Genomic DNA, 12,083 nt, shown 5'->3' on the forward strand with positions numbered 1-12,083 from the left:
CGCGGCTGACGGACCAGGGCCCACGGAGAAAGAGATGGCAGGCGGCAGGGAAATCAAAACCAAGATCAAGAGCGTGCAGAACACCCGCAAGGTGACGCGCGCGCTCGAGATGGTCTCGGCATCCAAGATCCGCAAGGCCCAGGAGCGGATGAAGGCGTCGCGCCCGTACGCGCGCGCCATGAAGCAGATGATCGGCCACTTGGCGCAGGCGAACTCCGAGTTCCAGCACCCGTTCCTGGTGGAGCGCGCGGACCCCAGGCGCGTCGGCTACATCATCGTGTCGTCCGACCGCGGCCTGGCCGGCGGCCTGAACAACAACATGTTCCGCAAGCTGCTCGGCGAGATCCGCGACTGGCAGGACAAGGGCGTCGAGGTCGACGTGGTCACCATCGGCCAGAAGGCCACGGTGTTCTTCCGGCGCCTGAAGGTGCACATGCTCGCCAGCGTCAGCCACCTCGGCGACGCGCCCGAGGTGGAGCAGCTGATCGGCATCGTCAAGGTGATGCTGGATGGCTACACCGAAGGCAAGCTGGACCGCGTCTACCTGGCCTACAACGACTTCGTCAACACCATGACGCAGCGCGCCACGTTCGACCAGTTGCTGCCGCTGCCGGCGTCGGAGGAGGTCCTGGTCAAGCACGACTGGGACTACCTGTACGAGCCCGACGCGGCCAGCGTGCTCGAGCACGTGCTGACGCGCTACGTGGAATCGCTGGTGTACCAGGCGGTCATGGAAAACGTGGCCTCCGAGCACGCGGCGCGCATGGTGGCCATGAAGTCCGCCAGCGACAACGCCAACAAGCTGATCGACACCCTGAACCTGGTCTACAACAAGGCCCGCCAGGCTGCGATCACGCAGGAAATCTCCGAGATCGTCAGCGGCGCATCCGCCGTCTGAGCGGCAAGAAAAATACTTCCAGAGGAATACGGCAATGAGTCAGGGCAAGATCGTTCAGATCATCGGCGCAGTCGTCGACGTGGAATTCCCGCGCAGCGAAGTGCCGAAGGTGTACGACGCACTGAAGGTCGAAGGCACCGAAATCACGCTGGAAGTGCAGCAGCAGCTCGGTGACGGCGTGGTGCGCACCATCGCGCTCGGCTCCACCGACGGCCTGAAGCGCAACCTGCTGGCCACCAACACCGGCCGCGGCATCTCGGTGCCGGTCGGCGTGGGCACGCTGGGCCGCATCATGGACGTGCTGGGCCGCCCGATCGACGAGGCCGGCCCGGTCGACGCCTCGGCGCACTGGGAAATCCACCGCGCGGCGCCGTCGTACGAGGAACAGTCGTCGGGCAACGAGCTGCTGGAAACCGGCATCAAGGTCATCGACCTGATGTGCCCGTTCGCCAAGGGCGGCAAGGTCGGCCTGTTCGGCGGCGCCGGCGTCGGCAAGACCGTCAACATGATGGAACTCATCAACAACATCGCGAAGGCGCACGAAGGCCTTTCGGTGTTCGCCGGCGTGGGCGAGCGTACCCGCGAGGGCAACGACTTCTACCACGAGATGAAGGACTCCAACGTCCTCGACAAGGTGGCGATGGTGTACGGCCAGATGAACGAGCCGCCGGGCAACCGCCTGCGCGTCGCGCTGACCGGCCTGACCATGGCCGAGTACTTCCGCGACGAGAAGGACGAGAGCGGCAAGGGCAAGGACGTGCTGCTGTTCGTCGACAACATCTACCGCTACACGCTGGCCGGTACCGAAGTGTCGGCGCTGCTCGGCCGCATGCCGTCGGCGGTGGGCTACCAGCCCACGCTGGCCGAGGAAATGGGCGTGCTGCAGGAGCGCATCACCTCCACGCGCTCGGGCTCGATCACCTCCATCCAGGCCGTGTACGTGCCCGCAGATGACCTGACCGACCCGTCGCCGGCGACCACCTTCGCCCACCTCGACGCGACCGTCGTGCTGAGCCGCAACATCGCCTCGCTGGGCATCTACCCGGCGGTCGATCCGCTCGACTCCACCAGCCGCCAGCTCGATCCCAACGTGATCGGCAACGAGCACTACGACACCGCGCGCCGCGTGCAGTCCACGCTCCAGAAGTACAAGGAGCTGAAGGACATCATCGCGATCCTCGGCATGGACGAGCTGTCCGAAGAGGACAAGCAGGCCGTGTCGCGCGCGCGCAAGATCGAGCGCTTCTTCTCGCAGCCGTTCCACGTGGCCGAAGTCTTCACCGGCTCGCCGGGCAAGTACGTGCCGCTGAAGGAAACCATCCGCGGCTTCAAGGGCATCGTGGACGGCGAGTACGACCACCTGCCGGAGCAGGCCTTCTACATGGTCGGCGGCATTGACGAAGCGGTCGAGAAGGCCGCGAAGATGGCCGAAAAGGCCTGAGGAAACAGCCATGGCCCCGACCATCCGTTGTGACATCGTGAGCGCCGAGGCGGAGATCTTCCGCGGCGAGGCCACCATGGTGGTCGCCACCGGCGAGATCGGCGAGCTCGGCATCGCGCCGCGCCACGCACCGCTGATCACGCGCCTCAAGCCCGGCAAGGTCGTGGTCACCCTGGCCAACGGCGAGAAGCTCGACTTCGCCATCAGCGGCGGCATCCTCGAGGTGCAGCCGCAGGTGGTGACGATCCTCGCCGACACCGCGGTGCGCGCCGACGAGATCGACGAAGCCGCCGTGCGTGCCGCCAAGGAAGAAGCCGAGCGCGTGCTTGCCGGCCGCGGCGAGGCGATGGACATCGCCGAGGCGCAGCAGAAGCTTGCCGAAGTCAGCGCCCAGCTGCAGGCGCTCGAACGCCTGCGCAAGAACCTGAAGCACTGACCGCGACGGTCGACGGGCCGTTCCCGCCGCCGCCCGGACGCGAAAGCCCCGCCATGTGCGGGGCTTTTTTGCATGTGACTGCAGGCGGCGCGGGCCGGGCGCCGGACGGACTCAGCGGCGGTAGATCCAGTGCCGCGAGGCCAGGAACCCGAACAGGCCCAGCACCGCCTCGACCAGCGGCTTGGCCAGCCACGCCCACTTGCGCCCGAGGTCGTCATCGATGGCCTCGATCGCCACGGTGCTCACCAGCGTCATCACCAGCCAGGTGACGACGAACCTCAGCAGCGCCCGTCGCCCGATGCGATGCTCGTCGCCGGTGAAGGTGATCTTGCCGTTGAGCCAGAAGCCGACGAGCGCGCCGCACACGCGCCCCGACACGTTGGCCAGGCCGATGCGCAGCCCGAAGTGGCTGAGCGCCACCATCACGCCCCAGTCAAGCAGCCACTGGATGCCGCCGATGACGACGAAGCGCGGCCCCTGCCGCATCAGGCTCATGGCGAGGCCACCGTGGCGCGCGGCGGCACGCGCCACCATTCCGCCGCTCCCGCGGCCGCCTCGCGCGTCGCGCCAACGGCCCGCAGCCCCGCCGCGCGCGCCGCGTGCAGTTCGCCAGGCCGCAGCAACACGTCCCGGACATGTTCGCTGCGCAGCAGGCCTGCCCAGGCGCGGCCGCTGGCATCCTGGTCGGCGCGTTGCGCCGCCGCCTGCAGCGACGGGTCGTACCAGCCGATGGTGCGCGCCGCGGCGCCGAACTCCGCCGCCATCGGCGCCGCGCTCGCGAGCGACAGCACCGTACCGCGTCCACCTTCCGCGGCGCGGCGCGCATGCACCTGCTGCGCCAGCACGCGCTCCGGCGCGTACTCCAGCCACACCGGCGCGTCGCGCCCGGCCGCCATCACCGTCTCCTTGACGATGCCGGTGCGCAGCATCCAGTGGCCGTTGGCCTGGAACAGCAGGTTGGCGACGCAGGTCGCCGCCAGCAGCACATGCGCGCTGCGCGGGGCGGCGGCCGCGGCGGCCACCACCAGCGCCGGCAGCACCAGCACCAGCGCAGGCTGCGCATAGCGCAGGTATTGCGTGGCGAGCAGCGGCGCGACCGCCATCGCCAGCGCCAGCGCCGCGAGCGCGCGCGTGCGCGGCGCCAGCAGCGCCAGCAGCCAGGCACCCGCCAGCGCCACCAGCACGAAGCCGCCGCCGCCGGCATAGGCCTCCAGGTAGCGCCCGGTATCGAAGGTGAGCTGCCAGGCGAGGTCCGGGCCGGCCCCCGCATGCCAGCGCGGGTCGTCGAAATCCTGCGTGGCGAAGTACGGCGAGCCGAACACGCCGTTGAGCAGCGGCAACACCGGATTCCCGGCGACGCAGGCGGCGTAGGCGTAACTGCTGCCGCCCAGGCCGGCGATGAGCGCCAGGCCGGCGGACAGGCTGCGCCAGCCCAGCACCTGCCGCTGCCGCCACAGCAGCCACGGCAGGAGCATCGCGGCAAATCCGGCGGCCGCGAGCTTGGTCGCCACCAGCGCGCCGACCAGGGCGCAGGCCGCCCACAGCGTGCGCACCGACGGCGGGCGCAGCGCCAGCACCGCAGCCCAGGCCAGCAACGCCGCCGTCTGCAGTTCGGTCTGCATGCCCATCGCCAGCACCGCGGTGAGCGGCAGGCTGGCGTACAGCGCCACCGTCCACCAGCGCTGGCGCGCGTCGCCGCCCAACGCCGCGCACAGCTGCCACAGCGCGGTCGCGGTGAGGGCAAGCCACAACGCGTTGACCGCGCCGCGTGCCTCCATGCCGGCCAGCACCTGCGGCAGCGCCTGCACCACGTCCGCCGCCCACGGCGCCACGGCCCAGGCGTGCATATCGGGATCCAGCGCATGGCGTCCGTCGATCTGCAGCATCCACGGCAAGAGTGCGTGGTAGCCGAGGTCGTCGTACTGCACGGTGGGGACCCAGCAGCCGGTACCGGCGAGTCCGGCGACCAGCACCGCGGCGGCCGCGGCCCTTGGTGCGCCGGCCACAGCGACGTGCCAGCCCTGCCACGCCTGCCGCATGGCGCCAGCGAGGTCGCGGCCGCGCAGTGCGAGCACCACGACGATCGCGGCAAGGTACGTCCAGCGCCCGTGCACCGGCAGTGGCAGCAACCAGCCGAGCACGCCGGCCACCAGCGCCAGGCCGATGGCGCAGGCCGCCGCCACGCCCGCGTCCGGAAGCAGGCCGCGGCCCAGCGCGATCGCGGCCGCGGCGCAGGCAAGTGTCGCCAGCACCGGCAGCGGCCCGGCGAACAGCAGCAGCGCAAGCAGCCACGCAAGCAGCAGGCCGTGCGCCCAGGCCAGTCCGGCGACACGCCGCAACACGGCGGCGAGCGCGAGCGCGGCGAGCACGATCACCAGCAACGCGGTGGTGCGCGACGGCACCCATTCGGCGAACAGGTCGTGTCCGACGATGCCGGCGATGCAGGCCGCAGCCCCCGCCCAGAGCAGCAGCGCGCGCCAGCGGCTGGCGCGCGCGTGCGTCGTCGTCGGGGTCTGCGGGGGCGGCCCCGTCGGAACGGCTCGCAACATCGCGCGCATGCTATCAGCCCGCCGATTAGAATGGCCGCGACTACGACAGCAGGACGCATGATGCCGATCCAGGACCAGCCGACCCCCGACATCCACGTGGTGATCCTGGCCGCGGGCGAGGGCAAGCGCATGAAGTCGCGCCTGCCCAAGGTGCTGCAGAAGATCGCCGGGCGGCCGATGCTGGCGCATGTCATCGCCGCGGCGCGCGGCCTCGCGCCCGCCGCCATCCATGTCGTGCACGGCCATGGCGGTGACCAGGTCCAGGCCGCGTTCGCCGACCAGCCCGACCTGCGCTGGGTGGAGCAGGCGCGCCAGCTCGGCACCGGGCATGCGGTGCGCGAAGCCATGCCCGGCGTGCCGGATGGTGCCCAGGTGGTGGTGCTGTACGGCGACGTGCCGCTGATCACCACGGCCACGCTGCAGCGCCTGCTCGCCGCGGGTGGCAGGCTCGCGGTGCTGGTGGCCGAGCTCGACGACCCCACCGGCTACGGCCGCGTGGTGCGCGACTCCGAAGGCAACGTCGGCGCCATCGTCGAGCACAAGGACGCCACCGCCGACCAGCGCCGCATCGCCACGGTCAACACCGGCGTGCTGGCGGCCGAGTCGACGGCGCTCAAGGGCTGGCTGGCGCGGCTGTCGGCCGACAACGCGCAGGCCGAGTACTACCTCACCGACGTGTTCGCGATGGCTGCCGCCGAGTACAGCGCCGCCGAGATGGTGGCCGTGGCCGACCCGGTCGAGACCGAAGGGGCGAACGATCCCTGGCAGCTGTCGCAGCTGGAGCGCGCGATGCAGCGCCGCCTGGTGCGCGCGCTGTGCGAGCAGGGCGCGCGCTTCGTAGACCCCGCGCGCGTCGACATCCGCGGCGAAGTGGTGGTGGGCCACGACGTGGAGATCGACGTCGACGTGGTGTTCGAGGGCCGCGTGGTGCTGGGCGACGGCGTGCGCATCGGGCCGTTCTGCCGCATCCGCGACGCCGAGCTCGGCCCCGGCACCGAAGTGCGCGCCCATTGCGACATCGACGGCGCGCGGACGGAAGGCGCGGTGCAGGTCGGTCCGTTCGCGCGCCTGCGCCCGGGCACGGTGCTGGCTGACGGGGTGCACGTCGGCAACTTCGTGGAAACCAAGAACGCGCAGCTCGGCGTCGGCAGCAAGGCCAACCACCTGAGCTATCTCGGCGACGCGCGCATCGGCGCCGGCGTCAACATCGGTGCCGGCACCATCACCTGCAACTACGACGGCGCCAACAAGGCCACCACCACCATCGAGGACGGCGCCTTCATCGGCTCCAATGCCGCGCTGGTCGCGCCAGTGACCATCGGCCGCGATGCCACGATCGGCGCGGGATCGGTGATCGGCAACGACGCGCCCGCGGGCAAGCTGACGGTGGCACGCGCGCGCCAGGTCAGCATCGACGGCTGGCAGCGGCCGGTGAAGGTGCGCAAGGACTGAACCCGCGCAAGCCGGCACCTCAGGCCGGCAAATGGATGCTTACGCACAGGCCACCGCCGTCACGGTTGACCAGTGCGATGCGTCCGCCGTGTGCCTCGGCGATCTCGCGCGCCAGCGCCAGGCCCAGGCCGGTGCCGTGGCGCTTGGTGGAATAGAACGGCAGCAGCGCATTCGACAGCACCGACTCGTTCATGCCGGTGCCGCGGTCGAGCACATCGATGCGCCAGGCGTCGGGCAGGCGCCGCAACGCCAGCCGCACCTCGTCGTCGGGCGAACCGGATTCATGCGCGTTCTTCAGCAGGTTGAGCAGGCACTGTTCGAGCTGCGGCACGTCCGCGCGGCCGTGGCCTTCCGGCGTGCCCTCGGTGGCGAACGCGACCTGGCCGTGCAGGCGGGTGACGAACCCGCTCCAGTCGAACGTTTCCAGGCGCGGCGCCGGCATCTTCGCGAAGCGCGCGTAGTCGCGCAGGAAGCCATCCAGGTGGCGCGCGCGCTCCTCGATCGTCGCCAGCGCCGCCGGCAGGCGTTCGAGCTGGCCACGGCGCAGCAGTTCGGCCCCGGAGTGGGCGAGGGATGCGATCGGCGCCAGCGAGTTGTTGAGCTCGTGGCTGATCACGCGGATCACCTTCTTCCAGGTCTGCACTTCCTGGCGGCGCAGCTCGGCGGTCAGCTGGCGCAGCAGCACCAGCTCATGGCGACGGCCGTTGAGGCGGAACAGGCGGCGCGAGAGGTGGTAGATGTCCTCGTCATCGTCGCGGCCGACGGTGAACATGCCGTCGCCGCCACGCTCGATGGCTTCGCGCAGCGCCGCGGGCCCCTGTGCAAGCACGGCCTCGAACGGCATGCCTTCCAGCCTGCGGCCACCCCCGAGCATCCTGCGCGCGGCCAGGTTGCCGAGCACCACGTGGCCGCCGGCATCGACCAGCACCATCGCCACCGGCGTGTTCTGCACCATGGTGTCGAGCAGCAGTTCGCGCTGCACCAGGCGCAGGCGCTGCTCGCGCAGCGTGTCGCCGAGCGCGCGGTGGCTGGCAACGAGGTCACCAAGCTCGCCGCTGCCATCCCAGGCGATGCCGAAGCTGTAGTCGCCGTCGCGGTACGCGGCCACGCTGCCTGACAGCGCGCGGAACAGCGCGCGCGCCGGCTGCAGCAGGCGGCGCGCGTGGTAGGCCAGCAGCGGCAGCGGCAGCAGTGCCGCGAGCGGAATGGCCAGCCATGGCGTGAGCTGCAGCCAATCGTGCAGCGCGAGCGCAAGCGCCGCGGCCAGCAGCATGTAGGCGCACGCCACCGCGGTGAACGCCAGCCACAGCGGCGGCCGGCGGCGGGCCATCAGTCGCGGCGGATGCCGAGGCGTTCGAGGCGCCGGTACAGCGCCTGGCGCGACATGCCCAGCTCGGCCGCGGCCTGCGCCAGCACGCCCCGGGCGCGGGCCAGTGCGGCCTCGATGGCCGCGCGGTCGGGCTCGTCGCCGCCGCCTGCAGGCGCACCCGCCGGGCTGGCGGCGACGGCGCTCGGCAGGCCCAGCGCCGGCGCGGCGATCACCTCGCCCGGCGACAGCAGCGCCGCGCGCTGCACCACGTTGCGCAGCTCGCGCACGTTGCCCGGCCAGGCATGGGCCAGCAGCGCGGCCGCGGCGTCGGCGCCGAGCTGGCGGCCGGCCGGCAGGAACAGGCGCGCCAGCGGCAGGATGTCGTCGCGGCGCTCCGCCAGCGGCGGCACCTTCAGTTCGATCGCGTTGAGCCGGTAGTACAGGTCTTCGCGGAACCGCCCGTCGGCGATCATCGCCGCGAGGTCGGCGTTGGTGGCGCTGACCACGCGCACCCGGACCTGGCGTTCACGGTTGGAGCCCAGGCGCGCGAAGCGTCCGGTCTCCAGCACGCGCAAAAGCTTCACCTGGCCGGCCGCCGGCAGGTTGCCGATCTCGTCGAGGAACAGCGTCCCGCCATCGGCGGCCTCGAACTTGCCCTCGCGCGCCTTGCCGGCACCGGTGTAGGCACCCGCGTCGGCGCCGAACAGCTCGGCTTCGATCAGCTCGGCCGGCAGCGCGCCGCAGTTGAGGGCGACGAACGGGCCTGCGCCGACCGGCGAGTTCGCGTGCACGATCTCGGCGATCTTCTCCTTGCCGGCGCCGTTCGGGCCGGTCACCAGCACCGGCAGCTCGGAGCGCGCCACCTGGCAGGCCAGCGCCAGCAGGCGCTCGCTGGCCGGGTCGGCATAGACCATGCCGCGCAGGTCGTTGTCGCGTTCCAGCGCGTCGCGCCGACGGCGCTCGCCGCTGCGGTGGCGGGCGAGCTCGCGGCGCGCCTCGGACAGTTCCACCAGGTTGTTGACGGTGGCCAGCAGCTTGCGGTCATCCCAGGGCTTGCCGAGGTAATCGGCGGCGCCCGCCTTGACCAGGTCGACCGCGGACTCCAGGTGCGTCCACGCCGTCAGCAGGACCACCGGCAGGTCAGGCTCCAGTTCGCGGATGGCATGGAACAGCGCGGTGCCTTCCTCGCCCGACGTGGTGTCGGCGAGGAAGTTCATGTCCTGGATCACCAGGTCGATGCCACCCGCGGCCAGCCGGGCCAGGCCGTCGCCGGGCGATTCGGCGGCCACCGTGTCGATGTCGTGCAGCGAAAACAGCACTTCGAGCGCGGTGGCAACCGCGGGGTTGTCATCGATGACCAGGACGGTGGGCATGGGCGCCGATCATACGCTGCGCGTGGCGACCGCCGGCGGCACCATCGCCGCGCGGCGCGCCGGCCCGTAGACCGCGAGCTGGCCGAGGAACCACAGCGCCAGCGCGCCGATCGGCAGGTACGCCAGCGGCAGCCGCGGCAGTTCATAGCGGCCCATCAGCAGCTGGTTGATCGCATACGCCATCACCATGCCGATCACGATGCCGACGGTCGCCAGCAGGAAGTTCTCGACCTGGAAATAGCGCAGGATCTGTCCGCGCGTGGCGCCGAGCGCGCGCCGCACGCCGATCTGCTTGGTGCGCTGCTGCACCCAGAAGCTGGCGAGGCCGACGATGCCGAGCGCGGTGACGACCAGCAGCGCGATGCACACCGCCACCAGCAGCCAGACCATCGCGCGATCGGCCTGGTAGTACTCCTGGCGCAGCTCCGCGACGGTCTTGGTGTTGTCTTCAAGGATGATGCGGTTGGGGCTGTTTGCCTTCAGCACTTCCTTCGCGGCCGCGAGCACTTCCGCGCGGCGCTCCGGCGTGGTGCGCAGCATGATGTTGTTGCCGACCGTGTACGGCAGGCGCACCGGCAGGATCATCGAGAACTCCTTTTCCGCAGGGCCACCCTGGTCGCTGGGACGGATCAGGTGGTCGACCACGCCGATCACCGGCGTCGGCTTGTCGCGGCTGATGTACACCTGCTTGCCGAGTGCCGACCCGCCCGGGAACAGCTTCTCCGCGGCCTTGCGGGTGATGATCACCGCGGGTGGCGCGAGATCGGCGCCTGGCGCGTCGATCACGTCCCACTCCTGGATCTCGTCGGCGTTGAAATTGCGGCCCTCGACAAGCGTCGGCCCGAACGTCGGCAGGAAATGCTCGTCGCCCATGTACATCGTGAGTCCGGCGGTGGGCCGCGGCTGGTCGGGCTGCAGGTTCACCGACGTGTTCCAGGACGAGTTGGAGAACGGCACCTGGTTGGTCGCGACCGCGGCCTTGACCCCCGGCAGTCCGCGCAACGCGGTCATGTCGGCGCGGGTCAGCGCGGCGGCGTTCTCGTCCTCGCCGATGCCGGTGATCTGGATGCGGACGAGCTCGTTGTCGGCGATGCCGCTGTGCAGGCTGATGCGCTCGACGCGGTTGCCGATCAGGAACAGCGCGTTGCAGATGATCGCGCAGGAGAGCGCGATCTCGACCACGATCAGCGCCGCGGCGGTCTTGTGGCGCAGCAGGGTGGAGAGGATCGGACGGATGTCCATGGAGATGCTCCGGGAGTCGGGGTGCCCGCCGCGTGGGCGGGCGAAGGGCTACTGGGTCTTGAGCTGGATCGCCGGGGTGACCTGCATCGCGCGCCAGGCGGGCAGGATGCCCGCCAGCAGGCTGGCGACGACGGCGAGGACGAACGTCGCCAGCAGCATCAGCGGATCCAGGCGCGCGAGCTCGGCGTAGCTCGCCGGCTGCTGGCGCACGGCCCACAGCCCGAGCTGCGCCAGGCCCAGCCCGAGCACCCCGCCGGCCAGCCCGATCGCGCCGGCCTCCACCAGGCACTGGGTGAAGATCGCCGAACGCGAGGCGCCGAGCGCGCGGCGCACGCCGATCTCGCTGCTGCGGCGCAGGAACTTCGCCAGCAGCAGGCCCACCGTGTTGACCAGGCACACCAGCAGGAAGCCGAGCGCCAGCCACACCTGCAGGCGTACGTCACCCGGCACCACGTGGTTGAAATCCAGCCATTCCATGACGCTGCTCAGGCGCACGTTGTCGGGACGCTCGAAGCGGCCGGCGGCGCGCTGCTGCGCCGAATAGTTGGCGAGGTACTGGCGGTAGTCGGCCACCTTCTCCGGCGTGCCGAGTTCCACCCAGTACTGGATCCACACGCAGGGCGCGCTCACGCCGGTGCTGCCCTCGGGGTCGCTGCCGGACTCGCCCCAGCAGTTCATGCTGCCGTTGCGCCCCATCTTCAGGTCGCGCGAGGTCGAGAACGGCACGAACACCTGCTCCGGCTCGCCGTAGCGATCACTGTTCATGTCGTAGAACTTCGGCGTCGGCCGCCAGTCGGAGATCACGCCGACGATGCGGAACGCTTCCTTGTCGATGCGCAGCGTCTTGCCGACGCTGTTGGCGCCGCCGAACACCTTGTCGTTGAGCGACTTCGCGATCACCGCCACGCGCTCGCGGTTGTCGTCCGCGTTCGCCGGCCAGCCGCTGCCGTGCAGGAACGGCAGGTCGAACATCGGGAAGAAGTCGCTGGTCGCATAGCGCGCATCCACCAGGAACGGATCCAGACCCTCCACCTCGGGCTCGATGCTGGCGCTGCCGCCGGTGGTCATCGTCTGCCGGTCGCCCCGCTTCTCGCGCAGCATGGTTTCGGCGTCGAACCGGGTGACCTGTTCCTCCGGGTCTTCGCCGGGGGTGTAGTCGTTCATCGACCGCGGGTCCAGCTGCGGGTAGAACAGCTTGTCGCTCTTCTGCGGGATCGGATCGCCCGAGAGCACGTGGAACACGGTGAGCGTGGTCATGCTGGCGCCGATGCCGAGCGCGATCGCCAGCACCATCAGCGCGGTGAGCACGCGGTTGCGGCGGAAGCTGCGCAGCGCGAGGTTCGCGTAGTAGCCGAACATGCTGTCGCCGAACAGCCGGTCTGT

At 70.6% G+C, this 12,083-nt stretch carries 10 protein-coding genes; 4 read left to right on the top strand and 6 right to left on the bottom strand.

The genetic code is table 11. The annotated features are described in order from the left end of the window. The first annotated feature begins 34 nt into the window (after window positions 1–34). Genes atpG through IDM46_RS01775 form a run of 3 tightly spaced genes read left to right on the top strand, consistent with a single transcriptional unit; the run spans window position 35 to window position 2,775 of the window. On the top strand, window positions 35–898 hold the full coding sequence (gene atpG / locus IDM46_RS01765) for a F0F1 ATP synthase subunit gamma (protein ID WP_185114648.1): 864 nt from the start codon (window positions 35–37) through the stop codon (window positions 896–898). A gap of 34 nt (window positions 899–932) precedes the next feature. Continuing rightward, on the top strand, window positions 933–2,339 hold the full coding sequence (gene atpD, locus IDM46_RS01770) for a F0F1 ATP synthase subunit beta (RefSeq protein WP_185114649.1): 1,407 nt from the start codon (window positions 933–935) through the stop codon (window positions 2,337–2,339). A gap of 10 nt (window positions 2,340–2,349) precedes the next feature. Then, the gene (locus tag IDM46_RS01775) at window positions 2,350–2,775 is read left to right on the top strand and encodes a F0F1 ATP synthase subunit epsilon (RefSeq protein WP_182823109.1); all 426 of its coding nucleotides are present in this window, start codon (window positions 2,350–2,352) and stop codon (window positions 2,773–2,775) included. 111 nt (window positions 2,776–2,886) lie between these two features. On the opposite strand, the gene IDM46_RS01780 is transcribed toward IDM46_RS01775, so the two are convergent. Both IDM46_RS01780 and IDM46_RS01785 read right to left on the bottom strand, forming a co-directional pair. After that, window positions 2,887–3,270, bottom strand: coding sequence for a GtrA family protein (locus IDM46_RS01780; protein WP_182823107.1), 384 nt, complete (start codon window positions 3,268–3,270; stop codon window positions 2,887–2,889). Then, window positions 3,267–5,324: a hypothetical protein gene (locus tag IDM46_RS01785; protein ID WP_185114650.1), complete on the bottom strand. Its 2,058-nt coding sequence runs from the start codon at window positions 5,322–5,324 to the stop codon at window positions 3,267–3,269. The genes IDM46_RS01780 and IDM46_RS01785 overlap by 4 nt, the downstream gene beginning before the upstream one ends. A 60-nt stretch (window positions 5,325–5,384) precedes the next feature. On the opposite strand from IDM46_RS01785, the gene glmU reads away from it, so the two are divergent. Then, on the top strand, window positions 5,385–6,776 hold the full coding sequence (glmU, locus tag IDM46_RS01790; protein WP_185115227.1) for a bifunctional UDP-N-acetylglucosamine diphosphorylase/glucosamine-1-phosphate N-acetyltransferase GlmU: 1,392 nt from the start codon (window positions 5,385–5,387) through the stop codon (window positions 6,774–6,776). Between the two features lie 19 nt (window positions 6,777–6,795). On the opposite strand, the gene IDM46_RS01795 is transcribed toward glmU, so the two are convergent. From IDM46_RS01795 to IDM46_RS01810, 4 genes are read right to left on the bottom strand one after another with little or no spacing between them, the layout of a single operon-like run. Then, on the bottom strand, window positions 6,796–8,106 hold the full coding sequence (locus IDM46_RS01795) for a PAS domain-containing sensor histidine kinase (protein WP_223877999.1): 1,311 nt from the start codon (window positions 8,104–8,106) through the stop codon (window positions 6,796–6,798). After that, entirely contained in the window at window positions 8,106–9,458 is a 1,353-nt protein-coding gene (locus IDM46_RS01800; RefSeq protein ID WP_182823103.1) for a sigma-54 dependent transcriptional regulator, read from the bottom strand. Before IDM46_RS01800 ends, IDM46_RS01795 begins: the two co-directional genes overlap by 1 nt. 9 nt (window positions 9,459–9,467) lie before the next feature. After that, window positions 9,468–10,700, bottom strand: coding sequence for an ABC transporter permease (locus tag IDM46_RS01805; protein ID WP_185114651.1), 1,233 nt, complete (start codon window positions 10,698–10,700; stop codon window positions 9,468–9,470). 48 nt (window positions 10,701–10,748) lie between these two features. Next, window positions 10,749–12,059, bottom strand: coding sequence for an ABC transporter permease (locus IDM46_RS01810; protein WP_185115228.1), 1,311 nt, complete (start codon window positions 12,057–12,059; stop codon window positions 10,749–10,751). Between the last annotated feature and the right edge of the window lie 24 nt (window positions 12,060–12,083).

This window comes from Luteimonas sp. MC1825, assembly GCF_014764385.1.
Lineage (GTDB): Bacteria > Pseudomonadota > Gammaproteobacteria > Xanthomonadales > Xanthomonadaceae > Luteimonas.